The organism is Bdellovibrio sp. HCB2-146, from assembly GCF_047345725.1.
In the GTDB taxonomy this organism is placed as follows: domain Bacteria; phylum Bdellovibrionota; class Bdellovibrionia; order Bdellovibrionales; family Bdellovibrionaceae; genus Bdellovibrio.
Genome location: NZ_JBLEQP010000002.1, coordinates 594,481 through 614,014, shown reverse-complemented (window position 1 = coordinate 614,014; position 19,534 = coordinate 594,481). Strand labels below are relative to the sequence as shown.

General features: G+C 45.3%; 16 protein-coding genes. 12 read left to right on the top strand and 4 right to left on the bottom strand.

The features are described from left to right. The first annotated feature begins 135 nt into the window (after positions 1-135). Positions 136-1,536, top strand: a complete 1,401-nt coding sequence (locus ACLWOR_RS13855) for a hypothetical protein (protein ID WP_413941350.1) — start codon at positions 136-138, stop codon at positions 1,534-1,536. Between the two features lie 87 nt (positions 1,537-1,623). Here ACLWOR_RS13855 and ACLWOR_RS13850 read toward each other — a convergent pair whose 3' ends face one another. Next, the gene (locus tag ACLWOR_RS13850) at positions 1,624-2,196 is read right to left on the bottom strand and encodes a hemerythrin domain-containing protein (protein ID WP_413941349.1); all 573 of its coding nucleotides are present in this window, start codon (positions 2,194-2,196) and stop codon (positions 1,624-1,626) included. Positions 2,197-2,527: 331 nt separating this feature from the next. Here ACLWOR_RS13850 and ACLWOR_RS13845 point away from each other — a divergent pair, with 331 nt between their 5' ends. From ACLWOR_RS13845 to ACLWOR_RS13835, 3 genes are read left to right on the top strand one after another with little or no spacing between them, the layout of a single operon-like run. Further along, positions 2,528-2,938, top strand: coding sequence for a hypothetical protein (locus ACLWOR_RS13845; protein WP_413941348.1), 411 nt, complete (start codon positions 2,528-2,530; stop codon positions 2,936-2,938). A 37-nt stretch (positions 2,939-2,975) separates the two neighbouring features. Further along, complete coding sequence (cphA, locus tag ACLWOR_RS13840) at positions 2,976-5,663, top strand: cyanophycin synthetase (RefSeq protein ID WP_413941347.1); 2,688 nt, start codon at positions 2,976-2,978, stop codon at positions 5,661-5,663. Then, positions 5,660-6,511 carry a cyanophycinase gene (locus ACLWOR_RS13835; protein WP_413941345.1) on the top strand — a complete coding sequence of 284 codons (852 nt, stop codon included), beginning with the start codon at positions 5,660-5,662 and terminating at the stop codon, positions 6,509-6,511. The genes cphA and ACLWOR_RS13835 overlap by 4 nt, the downstream gene beginning before the upstream one ends. On the opposite strand, the gene ACLWOR_RS13830 is transcribed toward ACLWOR_RS13835, so the two are convergent. From ACLWOR_RS13830 to ACLWOR_RS13820, 3 genes are all read right to left on the bottom strand, one after another. After that, positions 6,482-7,366, bottom strand: a complete 885-nt coding sequence (locus tag ACLWOR_RS13830; protein WP_413941344.1) for an MBL fold metallo-hydrolase — start codon at positions 7,364-7,366, stop codon at positions 6,482-6,484. The two genes, ACLWOR_RS13835 and ACLWOR_RS13830, sit on opposite strands and share 30 nt — an antisense overlap. A 133-nt stretch (positions 7,367-7,499) precedes the next feature. After that, positions 7,500-8,627, bottom strand: a complete 1,128-nt coding sequence (locus tag ACLWOR_RS13825; RefSeq protein ID WP_413941343.1) for a hypothetical protein — start codon at positions 8,625-8,627, stop codon at positions 7,500-7,502. Further along, a complete protein-coding gene (locus ACLWOR_RS13820) occupies positions 8,624-9,205 on the bottom strand; it encodes a cob(I)yrinic acid a,c-diamide adenosyltransferase (RefSeq protein ID WP_413941341.1) in 582 nt (193 codons plus the stop codon). The genes ACLWOR_RS13825 and ACLWOR_RS13820 overlap by 4 nt, the downstream gene beginning before the upstream one ends. A gap of 59 nt (positions 9,206-9,264) precedes the next feature. On the opposite strand from ACLWOR_RS13820, the gene ACLWOR_RS13815 reads away from it, so the two are divergent. From ACLWOR_RS13815 to ACLWOR_RS13780, 8 genes are all read left to right on the top strand, one after another. Next, positions 9,265-10,074: an N-formylglutamate amidohydrolase gene (locus ACLWOR_RS13815; protein ID WP_413941340.1), complete on the top strand. Its 810-nt coding sequence runs from the start codon at positions 9,265-9,267 to the stop codon at positions 10,072-10,074. Positions 10,075-10,157: 83 nt separating this feature from the next. Further along, positions 10,158-11,555: a cytochrome c biogenesis protein ResB gene (locus ACLWOR_RS13810; RefSeq protein WP_413941339.1), complete on the top strand. Its 1,398-nt coding sequence runs from the start codon at positions 10,158-10,160 to the stop codon at positions 11,553-11,555. Further along, positions 11,552-13,183, top strand: coding sequence for a cytochrome c biogenesis protein (locus ACLWOR_RS13805; RefSeq protein WP_413941338.1), 1,632 nt, complete (start codon positions 11,552-11,554; stop codon positions 13,181-13,183). Before ACLWOR_RS13810 ends, ACLWOR_RS13805 begins: the two co-directional genes overlap by 4 nt. Before the next feature lie 193 nt (positions 13,184-13,376). Then, positions 13,377-13,916, top strand: coding sequence for a cytochrome c3 family protein (locus ACLWOR_RS13800; RefSeq protein WP_413941337.1), 540 nt, complete (start codon positions 13,377-13,379; stop codon positions 13,914-13,916). 18 nt (positions 13,917-13,934) lie between these two features. Continuing rightward, positions 13,935-17,069 (top strand): TAT-variant-translocated molybdopterin oxidoreductase, encoded by a 3,135-nt coding sequence (locus ACLWOR_RS13795; RefSeq protein ID WP_413941336.1) that lies wholly within the window; start codon positions 13,935-13,937, stop codon positions 17,067-17,069. Continuing rightward, positions 17,066-18,427 carry an NrfD/PsrC family molybdoenzyme membrane anchor subunit gene (gene nrfD / locus ACLWOR_RS13790; protein ID WP_413941335.1) on the top strand — a complete coding sequence of 454 codons (1,362 nt, stop codon included), beginning with the start codon at positions 17,066-17,068 and terminating at the stop codon, positions 18,425-18,427. Before ACLWOR_RS13795 ends, nrfD begins: the two co-directional genes overlap by 4 nt. Then, positions 18,427-18,948: a DUF3341 domain-containing protein gene (locus ACLWOR_RS13785; protein ID WP_413941334.1), complete on the top strand. Its 522-nt coding sequence runs from the start codon at positions 18,427-18,429 to the stop codon at positions 18,946-18,948. Before nrfD ends, ACLWOR_RS13785 begins: the two co-directional genes overlap by 1 nt. A 1-nt stretch (position 18,949) precedes the next feature. Further along, the gene (locus ACLWOR_RS13780; protein ID WP_413941333.1) at positions 18,950-19,531 is read left to right on the top strand and encodes a c-type cytochrome; all 582 of its coding nucleotides are present in this window, start codon (positions 18,950-18,952) and stop codon (positions 19,529-19,531) included. Positions 19,532-19,534 lie beyond the last annotated feature (3 nt).

The following is a 19,534-nucleotide window of genomic DNA, read 5'->3' as shown; positions in this document are numbered from 1 at the left end:
AAAGCACACTTGCAAAATGAACCGGCTCATTTTACCTGTTCGCTAGCAGCGAACAGATAAGGGTTGGGAAAATTGAGAAGTCTTTGAAATATACCTAATCTCCTGCTGTCGGCAACATACGGCAAGGAGATTTCAATGGATAGACGTGGCTTTCTTAAAGGGACTTCGCTTGTAACGAGTTTTTACTTTCTCTCTGGTCTGGCTCATCAGGCGACTCGCGGAGGGAAGGCCTTTGCGATCACCAAAGACGGGGCAGCTCTTCCACTCGGTTCGTGGACTTCAAACCTCATAAATGAATGGGCAGCTTTACCGGCTCGTACACCATCAACCCTTTGGAAAGTTTATCCCGAGTCAACACGTGATCAAAACAATCAAGAGCTTCGAGCCTTTGCTTTTGAATTCCGCCGTCAAATTCAAATAATTCCAGAAACGGGACCTCAGCGCCGAGAAAAACTCAAAGAAATGTCAGAGATCGCGAAAAAAAGAATCTCGGGTGTCGTGGATATCAGCGATCAAGATCCAAGATTGATGCAGGCAGCGTCACTCTTTATGCATCAGGCGCTGGATTTTGATTCAAGCATTTCGGGAGCTGACGTTTATCAGGCCCTTAGAAATGTGATCACAGCGTTATTTTTGCAGCAAACATTCCAAGTAACGACTGTCCTGACTCCTAGTATCACGGCCTACAGCTTATTGTATCCATACACCGATAACTATCTCGATGAAACTTTGAAAAGCACGAAAGAGAAAGTCAGCTTCGCGGAGCGTTTCCGACGTCGTCTTTCGGGTGAGTCTGTTAAGGCCCTCAATTCCCAAGAGTATAAAATCTTTAGCCTCGTCGAGTTCATTGAAAATGAATACGATCGTTTGGCATATCCAGAGGTTTATAAGGCCCTGTTACTTATTCATGATCGCCAAATTCAAAGCTTAGCTCGTCAACAGCAAAAAGATCTCTCTAAATTCTCAACGGCGGAAGTTTTGGACATGTCGATTCAAAAAGGTGGCGCGTCGGTACTAGCAGATGCGATTCTGGTTCATCCGTCGGCGAAAGAAACAGATCTGCAGTTTGCTTATCGTTTGGGCTTTGTTCTGCAATTGATCGATGATCTTCAAGATACAGTTCAGGATTATCTGAACGGCGACGTGACGATCTTTACTCAGGCTCTTTCTCGCCAAGAATCTCTCGAACCCATAATCCTTAAGGTCATGCAAGCTGTTGAGGCAACACCAGTTGAAAATAAACTCTTTAAACAGTTCTGCTATTACTTGATTGCAGAGGGAGCAATGAATTTAAAACACCACCCAGCAGTGTATCCGGGAATGGGCCGTCGTGAATACGAGCAAAGACTAAAAAAATTAGAACTGGAGATGCCACGTCGTTTGCGCTCTCGTTTCTTGCAAGATCTTGGTTCTCGTTTTGAAGTTTCAGTTGCGAGATTGGACGAAGAACGCATCGAAAGGCTATTTGCAGCGGAGTTTGATAAAAGTCCGCGCAAATTTGCTTCTCAATTGCAAGAGGCTCTCGAGGTTCAATAGACCTTAGGTTCAGTAATGAGGTGGCTTCAAAACTGATCCAAAAGTATATGCGCAACTCTTGGATCAGAGTTTAAGAGTTTTATGGAATTAACGATTAGGTCGCTTTTCGCTTCCGGTTCTTTCTTTAAGACCTTGCGGAATATGGTATTCACTAAGAGCGTCGGCTAGACGCGGTGGCATCATGTTTTTGACCATTTCGATGGTGTTCATCATAAAGCCTTCTTCTCGCACTTCGGGTTTCATTTTTTGAAATGCATTATTGATGGCTTCTGCTTCTTGATCGGTAATGAGGCCTTGCGCCGCTGTAAACATTTCGCCTTCTTCGTCTTCAATATGATGTTCCAAAGCATTTTTAAATTTCATGGCTGTGGATTTCCAGTCAGCATTGATAACATCGCCGGCCTGTAAAGTTCTAAGGAGAGTTTCTGCTTCGAGGTGTTCGCGGTACCCGTGCATAGCGATACTTTTTGTTTCGTCCAGTAGACGTAATGAGTTGTAGAAGACGGCTTCTTCGGCTCGGGCATGAGGAATCAGTTCATCGCGGATTTGGTCCAACAGTTCTGATTTTTCATCATTCTGATCTTCATTGAGACTCACGAGTCGGTTGAGTAAAGCTTTGACGGTTTCGTGATCCTGCTTGAGTGCTTCATATATTCTCATTTGATTCTCCTTTAGTTGATCGGAAGATTAGTGAAGATCGAACGGCTTCGTATATCTTTTGTAATCGCAGTTGTTGAAAAAAATAATTAGAGACAGGTTTGTGACCAGCGCGATGCTATCTGTCAGTCACGAGTTTAAATGATAAGTTTGTCATTCCAGGAGCGTAATAAATAGACACGTTGTTTCCGATATATTTTTTTTTAATTTAGACGAAGAGACTTGAAAAAAATGATCTGAGACAAGTAGATAAATTGATTTTCTAAATGTTTGGGGTCCGCTTCTGTCGGCCAGTACTAAGTTCATTCACGATGAATTTAACTGAGGAGGAAGTATGAGCAAAATGTTTTTGATCACTCTAATTTTGGTTGGATTTGTTTCTGAAATTGGTGCCGCAGCGACAGGCACAAGTGGAAGTGTGAATGGCACAACGGGTAGTACCGGCAGTTCTGGTACAGGCACAAGCGGCACAGGTAGTACGAGCGGTGGCACGACGGGCAGTCGCTCGGGTATGAATCAAGATGAAGATACCAATTTATCAACTGAAGAAATTCGCAGACGATCTTCGGAAAACACCACAACCACAAATCGTAATACACGCCAAAGTAGATCAGGCACCACAGATACAACAAGTGACACCGATAGAACGAGAACCAACAACAGAGGCGATAGCAACCGAAGTGGTTCGGGCACATCTTCAGGTTCAGGTACATCAGATTCATCTGGTACTTCGGACGGTCAATAAAATGGATAAATAAAACGCGACATCGCGGGGGTTGGTAATGAAAATTTCTAGGATCAAGGCTATTTACGGGCCGAATGTATATCACTCATTACCAGTCCTTGTGACGCGACTGCATTTAGAAGAATGGACGGATATTGCGAGTAATCAAATCGAAGGCTTTACTGATAATCTCATAGCACTATTGCCGGGGCTTGATGAGCATCATTGCTCACCACAAAAGCAAGGAGGCTTCGTCGAACGTCTTCGGCGAGGCACTTACTTCGCACATATTATTGAGCATGTTTCGCTTGAGCTCTCGTCTTTAAGTGGAATCCGCGTGAATTATGGAAAAAGCCGATATGCTGGCGCTCCGGGCGTTTATGACATCATCACATGCTTTCAAAGTGAAGAGGGAATGCAAGGTTGTGTCGAGTTGGCGGTAAACGTGGTGCTTGGCGTTTTGTCAAATAAGCCCGTTGATCTGGCAACAGAAATTGAAAAGATCAAAAAAATCGTCGCGAACAATGAAATGGGACCGACCACTGAGGCGCTTTATCGTGCTGCCAGGAAAAGAAATATCCCGATTCGAAGAATTGGCAATCAAAGCGTGTATCAATTAGGTTATGGAAAATACATCCGTAAGATTCAGACTGCCATTTCATCTAAAACATCACTGATTGCCGCAGAAATGGTGCAAGACAAGGATTTAACCAAGCGAATTTTGGCTGAGCATTTTATCGATGTTCCGGAAGGATTTGTTATTTCCGATGAAGCAGCAATACCGGGTATTTTACAAAAATTGCGCCCACCCTTGGTTGTAAAACCCCTTGATGGAAATCATGGCAATGGTGTGACCTTACAACTCGAAACTGAATGGCAGGTTTTAGAGGCCTTCCGACATGCCTCTCAATTTTCAAAAAATATTTTAATCGAAGAGTACTGTCCAGGTCTTGATTATCGCGTTCTGATTGTAGATGGACGCTTTTTGGCTGCTGCGGAGCGAATGCCGCCCAGTGTGATGGGACATGATAATTTAACTATCCTGCAGTTAATCGAGGAGCTCAATCAAGATCCCCGTCGGGGGGATGGCCACAGCTCGGTTTTATCTAAGGTTAAAATCGATGTCGGAGTGCTGGAAAAGCTGGGACGACAAGGTTTTACGCCGGATAGTGTGCCTCATGAGGGGCAGCTGGTTTATTTGCGAGGCAATGCCAATATATCCGGTGGTGGCACAGCTAAAGATGTGACAGAACTCGTTCATAAAGATGTTAAATCCCTCTGCGAAAAAATATCTCGCGTGATGGACCTCGATATTTGCGGAATTGATCTCATTCACAGCGATATTTCAAAACCACCTCACGAAGGCATGCGAGTTATCGAAGTCAATGCAGGGCCTGGAATTCGCATGCATGTTTCGCCTTCAGAGGGAGACTCGCAGGATGTGGATGATAAAATCATCTCTTATATGTTCCCAGAAAATAAACCTGTGCGAATTCCGATAGTCGCTTTGACGGGCACAAATGGAAAAACGACGGTTGCACGCATGCTGTATAAGATCTTCTCACAAGACGCCTGCGGAGGATTGACGTCCACAGATGGGGTCTGGGTTGGCGATCAGCAAGTAGCCTGGGGAGATACATCCGGCCCTTCTTCCGCTTGGAGTGTATTAGCAGATCCAAAAGTCGAATTTGCAATCTTGGAGCTTGCTCGAGGAGGACTGTTGCGCGGCGGACTAGCCTATGAAGAAAGCGATGTTGGAATTATCACCAATATTCGCGAGGACCACCTGGGACAAGATGGAATCGAAGATTTGGATGACCTCGTCTGGATTAAGTCCTTAGTCGCTGAAGGTGTAAAAGAAAATGGGACTCTGGTCATTAATGCCGATGATGAGGGGGCTTTGCGTGTGTTAGAGCGGCCGCAAGTTCAGCGGATCCCGCGAAAACTGGTTTTGTTTTCGATCTTTGAAGACAATCCTCTTGTTAAAGATCATCTTCGTAATTTCGGAAAAGCCATTTGGATCAAAGGTGATTGGATTTTCTTAGGGGAAGGTTCTGTTAAAACACGTCTTTGCCGTGTGCAAGATATTCCAATCACGATGCAGGGGCGAGCTCTCTTTCAGGTGTCCAATACCTTGGCTGCCATCGGCGGCGCCTACGGAGCTGGTCTGAATATGATGAAAATCATCAATGGACTTAAAGCATTCAAGATGTCGGATAATCCAGGTCGCATGAATCTGTTTCGAGTGAATCAAGGAACTGTCATTTTGGATTATGGGCATAATTCTGATGCCATCGAATCCATAGGTCAGTTCGTCAATAGTATGAAAACAGGTCGCAAAACTGCGGTCTTGGGATTGCCAGGAGATAGGCATTTAGAGCTTATAGAAAATTCGGCAAAAATAACTTCGGTCTTTTTTGATCGGGTGGTGATTCGTGAAGATGATGATCTTCGCGGCAGACCTGCGGGAGAGATCTCAGGAATTATTCAAAAGGCGATTCAGGAAGAAAATAGGTCCGTTGAAACTCGGGTTGTCTTAGATGCATGCGAAGCATTCAAGCTGGCACTTCAAGAAATGAAACCACAGGAAGTGGTGGTGGTCTTTTATGAGAAAATGGAACCCATGATGCAAGTTTTGTCAGAGTACAATCCTATACCCATGGAGATAGTTCCCGAGTTTTTGCCGGAGTTCATCACACACCATCGTCATTTCGATGGTGTTGAGAGACGGGTTGAAATGCGATGAAACGTCATAGCGTAACTGGAAATAAAGCAGAGGTCATAGCTTCAAAAGGCTCGCTCATCATTGTCGGAGGCCGCGAAGATAAACAAAAGGATCGCGTGATTCTTCGTGAAATTGCACGAAGAACAGGGACGGGAAAACTGATCGTAGCAACTTTGGCAAGTGAAGTCTCGGGAGACTTGTGGAAAGACTATCGCGATGTCTTTACCGATCTCGGAGTGAAGCACATTGAGCATCTTCATTTTGAAAATCACGAAGAAGCACGACATCCCAAATACAAAGCCATGTTTCATAATGCCAAAACAGTTTTTTTCACTGGAGGAGATCAGCTGAAGATCACCACAAAAATCGGTGGCACGGATATCGTGGATTGGATTCAAGATATTTACCTCAATGGTGGAACCATCGCTGGCACATCAGCAGGTGCTTCGGTGATGGGAAAAATCATGTTGATGGGAGGAGAGAATCAGGAATCCCACAAAGTCGGTCAGTGGATGATGAGTCCGGGATTGGGGCTTTTGCCAGATATGATTATTGATCAACACTTTGCTCAACGAGGGAGAATTGGTCGTCTCTTAGGAGCTGTGGCGCCAAATCCGGGGCTTATAGGCGTGGGAATTGATGAAGACACGGCTATCATCGTTGAGAAGAATCATTTGCGGGTTATAGGAACAAATGCGGTTTATATCGTCGATGCTCGCAATGTCACTTATACCAATTTGTCCGAGGCGGCAGCCGAAAACACGATGGCGATGCACAATGTTCAGTTGCACATCTTGGCAGAAGATCATGTCTTTGATTTAAAGACGCATCGTCCGCGTTTAGATCAAGTCGAAAGGGTTCACGGATAAGCGTGGGGCTTCTTGGATTAATCGTTTTGACTCTCGCAATTCAAACTCAATCGGATCGTGAGAACAAAAAATATCAATAGAAGAATTGGCTTTTTTCAAATCGCGCAGACGCTGTTGATTTTCCAAGCGCTGCGGGCGACTTTTTTCCATCATAGTTTGGTAGAACTCAAGGCCGGGTGTGCACCACGGATTGGCAAAATCCATTTCATCGCGATAGAAGTACGCATCTCCGGCATTTAAAACCCAATGATGGCCGTTTTTAATCGCGACACCCGCATGTCCCCAGGTATGACCTATCAGTGGGATCAAGGCGATATCTTCGGAAAGATCTTCAATAACTTTGACTTTTTGAAAGCCGAAAAAATTCTCTCCCGCGGAGGCCGAAGGATAAGTGATCCAATTTTGCTTAAAATTCCATTGCTGTGGTCGGAAGCGCTGACGATCAAGCCAGGTTTTTTGCATTTCTGCGTAACGTTTTTCTGCATCCAGCATATGAACCCGGGCTTCAGGGAAATCATCAAGTCCCCCAGCATGATCAAAATCAAGATGAGTGAGGATGATATCGCGAACGTCACTCGCCTGAAAACCTAAGGCTTCAATTTGCCGAATAGCCGTAAGGGACTCGCGAAATTCCGGTTTCAGCATCTTGAGAAAAAAACCACTCAAACGAGATTCCGGGTCCTGCACATCGCGGAGCCCAAAACCTGTATCAACTAAGATTAAAGAGCGCGATGTTTCAATAAGAAGAGTGTGATTGCAAAGATGACCGCGCTGAAGCGAAGACGGAGAAACACCGTCCATCAAATGGCCGCCTAAGGGGCAAGAGGAAATGCAATTAAGATGATGTATCTTCATAAGAAATCCTTTTTGGAATTCTTATGAGTATAGGGTTCTCATTCAGATACCGAAACAAAAGACCCAAGTCTTTGAAGTTTATCAAAAGGGGAGTTCAAGAAAGTGTCGCTCGTGCCAAGCAAGCGACACTTGTTTAAAATGCAAAGAACGGTTCGATCTCAAGAGACTTTTCATTGCGCGGATTTAAGAACGAGGGAGTCGTTTGATCAGGAGGCAATAGCAAGTAAACTCCGTAAGGCATTTTTGCTGAAATCCAGTTCAAAGGGCTGCGGTACATGATGTCGGCACGTGGTTGCGTGTAGAGCAGGAATTCATTTTCTTCTGCATCGTCGTAAGCGCGCCACAACAAGCTAGCAAAGATATCTTCATTATCCGCAAATAAGAAATTTAAATATTTAAAATTCAGCGTGCCTTCAATTTTTACCCGCGAATAAGGTTTTGTGAGAGTGCGTGTCCAGCCAAAGGTTTTTCCGAACTTCAAAAACTGACGGAAATTGTGCGCACGCAGAGAGTATTCCATCGGAATAAAATCTTGCAGTCCACCTGACGACCAAGGAGCCACGCAGCCGATGATATTGTCTTTGCTATCAAGAGCGATCAAAAAGTCTTCGAGTTTGAGACCTTTCCAGCGCTCGAGTTTTTCATTAAAACTCGTCGTATCCCAAACGGTTGCGAGTTCTTTGGAGGCGGATTGTTGAGAGATATAATAAATCAAAGCATCCAAGTGAGCCGGTGTCGCTCGACGAATACGCAAATGCGGCAATGGGTTTTGCGCCCACGGCATTCTTCCGTGAAGAGAAACCACATTAAAACGTCTGAACAGGTAGTAGCGCGGCAGTGGACGTTTCATATTGCGAGGGCGAACAAAGGCGTTCAGGGCCTGGGCATCGCTCATGCTCATCACCGAAAAGAAATATTGAGCGCCTAAAGTGCGACCCACCTCTTGCATCACCGGTAAAAAGTGCTGCGACCACTCCAAAATCACTTTACGATTGGAGCTGATACGCAAATCGCGACCAAACGCCACCGAAGTGGGACGGCCATCCAACATCACGTCACGGACGACAAAGCTCGCTGTCCCTTCAAGCTGTCCGTCTTCTTTCAACATGTAGGTGAGATGTTTGTCTGATTGAATGGAATAAGGAGCGAAGAAATCTCCATCGCGATCCACTTTCAGTTCTACAAGTCCTTTAAGTGGGAATCCTTTGTAAAATTCGACCAATTGGCGAGAATGTTCGGGCGAGGCAATTTCTAAATTCATTCTTCAGTTTTCTTCCACAAAACTTCGTTAAAGCCTGCTTTAAGGTTGGCCCAACGAGCGGCCACGAACAAGTAATCACTCAAGCGGTTCAAGTATTGCAGAGATAATGAATAGCGATCGTCTTTCATCGCAATCTCAGCTGAGCGACGTTCGCTGCGGCGACAGCAAGTGCGCGCCACATGTAAGTGGGAAGCAACGATATGTCCCGCGGGTAAAATAAAATTGCGGAGTTCAGGCAATTCAACTGTCAGTTCATCAATTTGCTTTTCTAGATATTGAATTTGCGATTCTTTGATGGCCGGAAGCATTTTGAAAACTTCATCTTTTTCGGTCGCAAGCAAACTGCCGATATTGAAAAGTTCATTCTGAATTTTCTCAAGAACCGGGTCCAAAGCTTGAACAGCAGGAAAGCTTTGCAGGCTGGAACGAACCACACCCAAATAAGAATTCAACTCGTCAACAGTTCCATAAGCCTCTACACGAGGATTGAATTTTTCGACGCAAGAACCATCGACCAATCGAGTGTTTCCTTTGTCACCAGTGCGTGTGTAGATTTTTGCTTTGGGGGCGGATGTCATATTTCACCTTCAATGATTAAAGTCTTGCTTTTTCCTCTTAAGAGGTCAAGTGTTAGGGTATGGTCAATAAGCTTCCTTTGATTGTGACAATCCCGCATTCGGGAGAAAAAGTTCCACCACAAACTCCATGGCTCAACACTTTGCCGGAAGAAGTTCTTATGTGCGATGTCGATCGCTATGTGGACTTTTTGTATGAGCCCAGTTTGCATAAACTTGAGATTCCTTACGTGAAAACAGAGTGGCATCGTTACGCTGCCGATTTGAATCGTATTCCGGAGGACGTGGACGCATCTTCGGTTGAAGGAAATGCAACGGCGGCTGGCACTCACAATCGTGGCTTTCATTGGGTTATTACGACCTACAAACATCAACTCATGACACAACCCATGAGCAAAAAAGCTCATGATGAATTGGTAAATCTGATTTACGAACCTTTCCATGGATCGATCAAAAAACTTTATGCGGATATGCATGCGCAAGGTTTTACCAAAACTTTTCATATTGATGCGCACAGTATGCCTTCAGTTGGAACCAGCGAGCATCGCGATCCAGGTGAACGGCGAGCCGATATTGTTGTCAGTGACAGCAAAGGAAAAAGCTGTGACCCGCGCTTCAAGGATCTGGTGATTGCAGCTTATGCAACTGCGGGATTCAAAGTGGGTTACAACTGGCCTTACTTTGGCGGTCGCGTCACAGAACAGTATGGCGACCCGAGAAGAGAACAACATACTCTTCAAGTAGAAATGAACCGCTCTTTGTACATGGATGAGCAAACAAAAAAGCTCAAACCCCAAGATGCGAAGGCGATTCAGGAAAAAGTGGAAAAAGCTCTCGGCTATATCTGCAACAATTTGCGGCACCTAATGTAGGGCGTCGAAAGCCAAAAAGCATAGTCAGATCAGGGTCTTTCATTTAATGATAGGCCATTTCTTTATATTAAAAGGACCGTGCTTTGAATACAGATCTCCGCAATACTTGGTGGAAGCGCCTGAATCGCCCTTTGGCGTCAGTCAAATTGGCTGTTTTTATTATCATTGCAATTGCGGTGATCACAGCTGTTGGAACTTTTGTTGAAGCCAAATACGACGCTCTTGCTGCTAAAAAACTCGTTTATGACACTTGGTTTATGTACGCGATCATGGGCGCGCTTGCGATCAATTTGATCGGTGTGATGATTGATCGTTGGCCGTGGAAAAAACGTCATGCTGCTTTCGTTTGTGCGCACATCGGTATTTTAATTATTCTTTTAGGTTCTCTTTTCACAATGAAATGGGGACTTGACGGCTCTATGAGAGTGGAGATCGGTCAAAAAAATAATCTAGTTCAGACGGCTGAAACAGATATCACGGTTTACAGTTCTTTTGACGGTGATCGCTACACCAAAAGCTTTGAGCAAGAAGTGGACTTCTTTAGAAAACCACCGACGAAAGAAAAACCTTATAGCATTCCCGCTTTTGACGATATCAAAGTCGTTGATTACCAAAAATACGTTCTGCCTTCTCGGAAAGTCGTTGAAGGCGAAGTCGGAAAGTCAGGCGCGGGAATTCGTTTGCAGTTGCAAAATCCCAACGTGAATCAGATCGAATGGTTGGTGCAGCGTAAGCCCAATGCGATGGCGTCACAAAACTTGGGTCCTGCGACAATTAACTTAGGCGAGATTCCACCGCACGGCCAAGGAAAGAATGAAATCTACTTTGCTCCGGATAAAGACGGTCTTCGTTATGCGGTTTTTCATAAAGACGCCGTAAAGGCGATTAAAACAGGAACGATCAAAGAAGGTGGTTCTTTCGATCCTGGTTTTAAAATGGCTTTGGAAGTGCGCGTGCTTCGCTATCTTCCTTATGCTCTTGAGGATTGGGATTTACAACCGGTTGAGCGTCCTACGCCGCTAACGACGTCGGCGATCAAAATCATCTTCAACAACAAAGAGCACTGGGTGCTGTTGAACGATATGGTGAAGCTTTTCACCAATGATGCTGTTTATCTTCTTACTTACGGAAATCGCCGTATTGATATTGGCTTTCCTCTTATGCTGAAAAACTTTGAGGTGAACCACTACCAGGGGACAATGCGTGCGATGGCCTATAAAAGTCTCGTGGAAGTTCCTGAGGTTGGGGATGCTTTGATTTCAATGAACGAGCCTTTAAAGCATAAAGGTTTGACGTTCTATCAAGCGAGCTTCCAAGAGGAAAATGGCGTGCCTGTGGCTTCTATTTTCTCTGTCAATCATGACCCAGGTCGTTGGTTAAAGTATCTCGGATCTTTAATCATGTCTGTCGGTGTGATTTTGTTGATGTGGTTTAAACATTTGGATTTCAAGCGTCTTAAAAAGCAAAAGGAAAACTCATGAAACAAGTTTTGCTCCTTCTTACAGTTGTTCTGATGGCCCTTCCTGGTTTCGCTAAGCCAGGTGATGCTCTTAAATACATGCCAGTCCAAGATGGCGGACGAGTAAAGCCTTATGACAGCTTTGCGCGCGAAATGCTTGAGATCATCTATGGAAAATCCAAGTTCGAAGGTCGTAATGCGACTGAGATCGTGATGACTTGGATGCTCGCGCCGCAAACCTGGCAGAGTAAAAAGATTTTCGAAGTTCGCAATCATCAAATTTTGGAAGCTTTAGGTCTTCCGAAAGATCAACGTCACTTTACTGGTGATGAAATTTTCGCGAATGAAAAGTTCACACTTCTACGTCAAGAGCTGCAAGCAAAGCGTGAAACAAAAGAAAAACTCAATCCGTATTTCCAAGCTTTGCAGCGTCTTGAGAATCAGTACTTTATTTTCCAAGAAATCGCTGCGGGCCGTATGTTTAAAGTCGTGCCTGCGAAGGAAGGCGATGCTTGGATTTCGGTTGCTGATTTAACTCCGGAATTTCAAGAAAAGTTCATGAATGTGACAAAAACCTTTGTGACTTACATTGGAGCGTTGGCACAAGGATCCGATGGTAAAGCTTTGGACGAAGCGGGAACAGCGATGGATGAGGCCATCGTGAAGTTTGAAGAAGCCGCTCGCGCGGAAAATCCAGCTGCTTACTCTCACGATGCGCGTATCAAAGCAGAAGTTCACTACAATGACTTCCATCCCTTCCGTTGGGCTTATATTTTCTATTTCTTGGCCTTTATCGTTTTGGCCTTGATCTGGACACTCAATAAAGAATCGTGGATGAAAATCGCGTGGCCTTTGTTGGCAATTGGTTTTGCGCTGAACACGTATGGCTTTGCTCTTCGTATGTATATTATGGAGAGAGCTCCGGTCTCTAATATGTATGAGACTGTGATCTGGGTGGCGTGGGGAACAGTTTTGTTCGCTACCATTCTGGAACTTATCTATAAGTATCGTATTATTTTGGTGGCGGGAACGTTGGTGGCGGCGTTTGCGCTCGTTATCGCGGATTTTGCTCCAGCGGTTTTGGATCCCTCGCTGCAACCACTTGAAGCGGTTTTGCGTAGTAACTACTGGCTGACGATTCACGTGATGACTATCACTATCAGTTACGCGGCGTTTTTCTTGGCGTTCGGTTTGGGCGACGTGGGCCTTTACTATTATTTGCGCGGCGAGAAAAAGAACCAAGAAAAGATCCGTGCGATCACGACGGGAATTTACCGTTCGATGCAAATCGGTGTCGCGTTCTTGGGCCCGGGAATTATTTTGGGCGGGATCTGGGCGGATTATTCTTGGGGACGTTTCTGGGGTTGGGATCCGAAGGAAACTTGGGCTTTGATTGCTCTGCTTGGATATTTGGCGGTTCTTCATGCTCGATACGCGGGTATGATTCGCAATTTCGGATTAGTAGCCACAGCTGTTGTGACTTTTTCACTCGTGATCATGGCTTGGTACGGTGTGAACTTTGTGCTTGGCGCAGGGCTTCATTCATACGGATTCGGAGCTGGTGGTATCGAATATGTGTCTGCTTTTGTGGCAGCTCACATGCTTCTGGTGGTCTACGTAGCAGTGGTACGCCGAGGGAAAGAAGCTTAAATTCTCTGCTGAGAATTTAAGCGAAGCGCGGGAGTCTCTCTCTTTTTCAATATACTTGCAAAAAGAATATGGACAACTGGACTTTTCCGCTTTTAAATAGGGACAAACTAAAATTAGGACAATCTCGTGACATTTTAATGACACGGGAAAGTTTATTGAACCGACATCATTAGTGATTTAGCGAAGGATGATTATGCATCGGGTAGTCAGAAGAAGGTTGGGGAGTGCGGTTGCAATCGTAGCAGCACTTATTGTGTCAACGATCCTAGCAGGTTGTAAGTTTCAACCGGGCTTTGGATACAACAAAGGATATGCGCCAGAGCAGCCAATTCCTTTCGATCACTCGCTTCATGCGGGTACAAACAAGATCGCGTGTCAGTATTGCCACAACCAAGTGGAAAGAACGAAGCACTCGAATATTCCGGCTCTTTCAACTTGTATGAATTGCCACTTGCAAGTTGCTACCGACAAACCAGCAATTCAAAAATTGCGTGAAGCGTATGACAGCGGCGGCTCTGTTGAGTGGGTTCGCGTTCACATGCTTCCTGATTTCGTTCACTTTAACCATAACGCCCACGTGTCTAAAGGCGTGAACTGCCAAACATGCCATGGTCAAGTTGAGACTATGAAAAAAGTAGAACAGTTCTCTGACCTTTCTATGGGTTGGTGTGTGAACTGTCATCGTCAGCCTGAAAACAAGGCGCCTCTTAACTGTTCAACTTGTCACTACTAAAGGATTTCGGAAAAAGTTATGTCTGAAATGCATCACGATCACGAGTTAGAAATGAAGAAAGCTCTCCGCCCGAAAGTGGAGCGCGATAACAATCACTGGCTAAGCCTTGAACAGTGGAAAAATGATCCTGAGTTCATGAAGCTTGCTGAAACTGAATTCCAATCATCACCACTTCGTGGCGATGATAAAGAAGACGGTTGGGCCCGTCGTGAGTTCTTGAAACTCATGGGTGCTTCCTTGGCAATGGCGACGGCTTCTTGCGTACGCCGTCCAGTGCAAAAAATCGTTCCTTACAACAAGCAACCAGAAGAAGTAACTTTGGGTGTAGCTAACTACTACTCATCTGCTTACGCTGATGGGACTGATGGCTTGGGTATGCTTATTAAAACTCGCGAAGGACGCCCAATTAAAATTGAAGCAAATCCTTCTCATCCATTCAGCCAATCAGGTTTGAACATTCGTTCTCAAGCTCTTGTTTGGAATATGTATGATCCAGAGCGTATTCAAGGTCCAAAACGCAACTTGTTCAATGAGAAAAAATCAAATGCACAAGTGATCGACGTTAAATGGGAAGACCTAGATAAAAAAGTTGTTGAGCAATTGAAAAAAGGCGACGTTGTTCTTTTGACGGGCGCTGTTTCTTCTCCTGCAACTCGTGCTTTGATCGGTGATTTCCAACAAGGTTTCAAAGCGAAACACGTTGTTTGGGAACCGATTGCTCACGAAGAAATCCGTGACGGTCAAAAAGCTTCTTACGGTGAAGCTGTTGTTCCGTTGTACCGCTTCGACAAAGCAAAAATGATCGTTTCTATCGACGCTGACTTCTTGGGAACTTGGATTGCTCCAACAGCATTCACAAACCAATTCGTTAACGGCCGTAAAGATATCAAAAACATGAATCGTATGGTGTCTTTCGACTCTACGTATTCATTGACAGCTTCAAATGCGGATATCCGCATGAGAATCAAACCTTCGCAACAGCTTGATGTGGTGATGGGCCTTCTTCACGAAATCATCGTGAACAAAGGTGCAAGTTCTCACGCTGGAAACTCATCAGTAAAAGCAGCTTTGGCTCCTTACGCTGATACAGCTAAAAAATTAAACATCGAACCAGCATTGTTCGCGAAAGTGGCAGCAGACTTGTTGGCAAACAAAGGTCAATCTTTGGTTGTAGCAGGTGGTTTGCAAACTTTGACTAGCAGATCTCAAGATTTGCAAGTAGCTGTGAACTTCTTGAACTCTGTTCTTGAAAATGACGGTAAGACAGTTGACCACAAAGGTGGCAACGAAGCCTTGAAAGCTTCTTACTCTGATTTGGCTGAACTTATTAAAGATATGAACGCGGGCAAAGTTCAAACTTTGATCATCCACCGCGCAAATCCTGCTTTCTCTTTGCCTGCTGAAATGGGCTTTGCAGATGCGGTTAAAAAAGTAAAAATGGTTCTTTACACGGGCGACCGTGTAGACGAGACGGGTGTTCACGCGGATTACATCATCCCAGACAACCATGCTCTTGAATCATGGAACGACATGGAGCTTGCAAATGGCGTGATCTCGATCTGCCAACCTGCAATCCGTCCAATGTATGACACTCGTTCATTCCAATTGTCTCTTATGACTTGGGCATTCATGGCGAACATGGGTCCAGCTCGTATGCGTGACTATGAAACGTTCTACGACTACCTCCGTGTTTACTGGAGATCAGACGTTCATCCTAAATTCGGTAAAGGCCAAGACTTCGAAGATTTCTGGCAAGCTGCTCTTCAAAAAGGTTCAGTGGGTGAGTTGAGCAATGGTTCATCTGCTCGCTCATTCAGAACAGATGCTTTCACAAGCATCAAAGCTCCAGTAGCTTCTGAAGGTTTTGAGTTGGCTCTTTACTTGACGTCTCAAATGGGCGACGGCTCTTTGAACAACGTTTCTTGGTTGCATGAGCTTCCAGATCCTGTGACTAAAATCGTATGGGACAACTACTTGAGCGTGTCTTTGGCGACAGCTGAAAAACACGGTCTTAAAGAAGGTTCTGTTGTTGAGTTGAAAGTCGGCGACAAGAAAATGGAAATCCCAGTTCATATCCAACCAGGTCTTCACGATGAAGTTGTGACTTTGGCTGTTGGTTACGGACGTACTCGCGTAGGTAAAGTAGGTAATGGTATCGGCCAAAACGCATTCGGTTTGGCGACTGTTAAAGACGGTAAAGTGGTATTCGCAGGTCAACCTGCTACATTCACAAAAACTTCTAAAAAGTATGAGCTTGCATGCACGCAAGGTCACCACTCAATGGAAGGCCGCGCGCTTGCTATCGAAGCGACTCTTAAAGATTACAATGCAAACAAGGCAGCTAACGTTAACAAGCCCCACACATGGAACATTTGGTCTGGTCACGAATACAGTGGTCACAAATGGGGTATGGCTGTGGATCTTCACTCTTGCACAGGCTGCTCTGCTTGCGTGATCTCTTGCCAATCTGAAAATAACGGACCTGTTGTTGGTAAACGCTACGTTCTTGAGGGACGTGAAATGCATTGGTTGCGTATCGATCGTTACTACATCGGTACTCCAGAAAATCCAGAAGCAATCTTCCAACCAGTTATGTGTCAACACTGTGACAACGCTCCTTGCGAAACAGTGTGCCCAGTACTTGCGACTGTTCACAGTGACGAAGGTTTGAATGACATGGTTTACAACCGTTGCGTTGGTACTCGTTACTGCGCGAATAACTGTCCGTACAAAGTACGTCGCTTCAACTGGTTCAACTTTGCGAAACAAATCGAAAAACCAATGCACATGGCTTTGAATCCATCTGTTGGTGTTCGTACTCGCGGGGTCATGGAAAAATGTACGTTCTGCGTACAACGTATCCAAGACGCGAAAACAGTTGCACGTAACGAAAAACGCGCAGTGAAAGACGGCGATGTTAAAACAGCATGTCAAACAGCTTGCCCTGCTGGCGGTATCATCTTCGGTGACTTGAATGATCCAAACTCTGAAGTAGCGAAGATCTTCAAATCAGAAGAAAGAGCTTACGGATTGCTTGAAGAATGGCATGCGAAACCTTCAGTTCGCTACATGTCTAAAATCCGTAACAACGATAAAGAAACAACTGGCGGCCAAAAAGGCCATGGCACAGAAAAACAAGGTGAACACTCATGATGAAGAGAAGCCCTTTAGTTCTTGGAAATAAATCATTGAAAGATGTAACGGATGACATCTGTGCTCCGGTGGAGCGCTTCCCATCTAAAGAATGGGTGGGGATGTTCCTCGGTGCTAAAACACTTTTGTTGTTCTACATCGCAATTCTTGCCTGCGTAGTGGGTATCGGTATCGGTCTACTGGGTGTTAACAGCCCGGTAGCTTGGGGTACGATGATCGTTACGTTCGTATTCTGGATCGGTATCGGTCACGCCGGTACATTGATCTCTGCGATCTTGTTCTTATTCCGTCAAAAATGGAGAACTTCGGTTGCTCGTACTGCGGAAGCGATGACAGTTTTCGCGGTTATGACAGCGGGTCTTTTCCCATTGTTGCATACAGGTCGTCCTTGGTTGGATTACTGGTTGTTCCCGTATCCGAATCAACGTGGACCATTGTGGGTGAACTTCCGTTCGCCACTTCTTTGGGACGTTTTCGCCGTATCAACATACGCGACGGTTTCAATGGTATTCTGGTACATCGGTTTGGTGCCTGACTTCGCTACGATCAAAGATCGCGCGAAAAACAAACTTCGTAGAACAATCTACGGTGCTTTGTCTTTGGGCTGGCGCGGAACTGCGAAGAACTGGTCACACTATGAAATGGTGTACTTGATCCTTGCAGGTCTTTCGACTCCACTCGTTCTTTCAGTACATACGATCGTATCCTTCGACTTCGCGGTTTCTAACTTGCCAGGTTGGCATACAACGATCTTCCCTCCATACTTCGTTGCCGGTGCGATCTTCTCCGGTTTCGCGATGGTTGTGACGTTGATGACTTTGGTTCGTTTGGGTTTCAAAGAATTCCAAAACTACATCACACTTGATCATATGGAAGTGATGAACAAAATCATCATGGCGACAGGTTTGATGGTTGGTTACGCATACGCATCTGAGTTCTTCATTGCTTGGTACTCAGGAAATGCTTACGAGCGTTTCGTATTCGTGAACCGTGCATTCGGTCCATACGGCTGGTCTTACTGGACGATGGTTTCATGTAACGTTTTGATCCCACAAGTTTTCTGGTTTAAGTCGCTTCGTCGTTCTATCCCAGTGATGTTCGTGGTTTCTATCTTCGTTAACATCGGTATGTGGTTCGAGCGTTTCGTGATCACGGTGACTTCTTTGCACCGCGATTTCTTACCTTCTTCTTGGGGTATGTACGCGTGGTCATGGTTCGATACAGGCGTCCTAGTCGGATCGTTCGGTATGTTCCTGACACTGTTCTTATTGTACTTGCGTTTGTTCCCTGCGATTTCTATCGCGGAAGTGAAGCCCGTATTGCACGTGGGTTATGATGATAAAGGAGGGCACCACTAATGGCTAACTATACAAAAGGTATTGCTGGTATCTGGGAAGAAGAGCATTTGGTGCTTAAAGCGGCTGCAAAAACCCGCGACTCAGGTTACAAAAAATTTGAAGCGATTTCTGCTTACCCTGTCCACGGCATGGAAGAAGCTTGCGGTATCAAACGTTCATGGATCCCTTATGTGACATTCGCAGCCGGGACGACAGGTTTGATTCTTGGTTTGCTTTTGACTTGGTGGACTTCAGCAGTGAACTGGGCGATCAACGTCGGCGGTAAACCTTTCTTCTCTTTGCCTGCGTTTATTCCAATCATGTTCGAATTGACGATCTTGTTTGCGGCTCTTTGCTCTGTAGGCGCTTTGTTCTACGCGTGCAAAATTCCGCGCATTGATCCTCCAAGCATCGATCCAGACCTGACATCGCACAAGTTCGCGATCTTCATTCCTCATAACGACATCGGTTATGACGAAGCGAAAATCGAAAAAATGTTCAAAGAACACGGCGCTGTAGAAGTGAAGAGAACGGAGTACTAAGATGAGAAGCCTTGTGAATTTATCTATGGGTATTGCAGCAGCGGGCTTGGCGGCGATCGCTTTGTCGAGCTGTGGTCCTCGTGGCAACAAACCAAATGTTGAGGTTATCCAAGACATGATGGAATCTCCTGCGATCAAAGCGCAAGAGTACGACGAAAACTCTCCACACCACAGCGGTATGCGCGTACCACCAGAGCACACAGCTCCAGTTGGTTTCACTCCATACCGTTACGCAACGGACGTAGAAGGTGCAGCGAAGAATCTTAAAAACCCACTTGCTGGCAAGATGGATGAAGAGACTCTTTTGGTTGGTCAAAAATACTACGAAACACAATGTGCGGTTTGCCACGGTTACAAAGGTGAAGGCGGCGTTGCTGCTAAATCTGTTGTTTCGGAAAAAATGGCTTTGAAACCACCAGCATTGTTGTCTGATAAAGTAAAAGGTTGGCCAGATGGCCACTTGTACCATGTTATCACGATGGGACAAGGTGTGATGGGCCCTTACGCTTCTCACGTACCGCAATCAGTTCGTTGGCAAGTTGTTAACTACATTCGCTTCCTTGAGAAGCAAGATGCTAAGTAGGTT

What these genes read in the sequence shown, in the direction of transcription:
- ACLWOR_RS13830 (WP_413941344.1), bottom strand. Translation starts at nt 7,366, where the DNA reads ATGAAGATACATCATCTTAATTGCATTTCCTCTTGCCCCTTAGGCGGC.
- ACLWOR_RS13855 (WP_413941350.1), top strand. Translation starts at nt 136, where the DNA reads ATGGATAGACGTGGCTTTCTTAAAGGGACTTCGCTTGTAACGAGTTTT.
- cphA (WP_413941347.1), top strand. Translation starts at nt 2,976, where the DNA reads ATGAAAATTTCTAGGATCAAGGCTATTTACGGGCCGAATGTATATCAC.
- ACLWOR_RS13780 (WP_413941333.1), top strand. Translation starts at nt 18,950, where the DNA reads ATGAGAAGCCTTGTGAATTTATCTATGGGTATTGCAGCAGCGGGCTTG.
- ACLWOR_RS13845 (WP_413941348.1), top strand. Translation starts at nt 2,528, where the DNA reads ATGAGCAAAATGTTTTTGATCACTCTAATTTTGGTTGGATTTGTTTCT.
- ACLWOR_RS13815 (WP_413941340.1), top strand. Translation starts at nt 9,265, where the DNA reads ATGGTCAATAAGCTTCCTTTGATTGTGACAATCCCGCATTCGGGAGAA.
- ACLWOR_RS13805 (WP_413941338.1), top strand. Translation starts at nt 11,552, where the DNA reads ATGAAACAAGTTTTGCTCCTTCTTACAGTTGTTCTGATGGCCCTTCCT.
- nrfD (WP_413941335.1), top strand. Translation starts at nt 17,066, where the DNA reads ATGATGAAGAGAAGCCCTTTAGTTCTTGGAAATAAATCATTGAAAGAT.
- ACLWOR_RS13795 (WP_413941336.1), top strand. Translation starts at nt 13,935, where the DNA reads ATGTCTGAAATGCATCACGATCACGAGTTAGAAATGAAGAAAGCTCTC.
- ACLWOR_RS13800 (WP_413941337.1), top strand. Translation starts at nt 13,377, where the DNA reads ATGCATCGGGTAGTCAGAAGAAGGTTGGGGAGTGCGGTTGCAATCGTA.
- ACLWOR_RS13835 (WP_413941345.1), top strand. Translation starts at nt 5,660, where the DNA reads ATGAAACGTCATAGCGTAACTGGAAATAAAGCAGAGGTCATAGCTTCA.
- ACLWOR_RS13850 (WP_413941349.1), bottom strand. Translation starts at nt 2,196, where the DNA reads ATGAGAATATATGAAGCACTCAAGCAGGATCACGAAACCGTCAAAGCT.
- ACLWOR_RS13820 (WP_413941341.1), bottom strand. Translation starts at nt 9,205, where the DNA reads ATGACATCCGCCCCCAAAGCAAAAATCTACACACGCACTGGTGACAAA.
- ACLWOR_RS13785 (WP_413941334.1), top strand. Translation starts at nt 18,427, where the DNA reads ATGGCTAACTATACAAAAGGTATTGCTGGTATCTGGGAAGAAGAGCAT.
- ACLWOR_RS13825 (WP_413941343.1), bottom strand. Translation starts at nt 8,627, where the DNA reads ATGAATTTAGAAATTGCCTCGCCCGAACATTCTCGCCAATTGGTCGAA.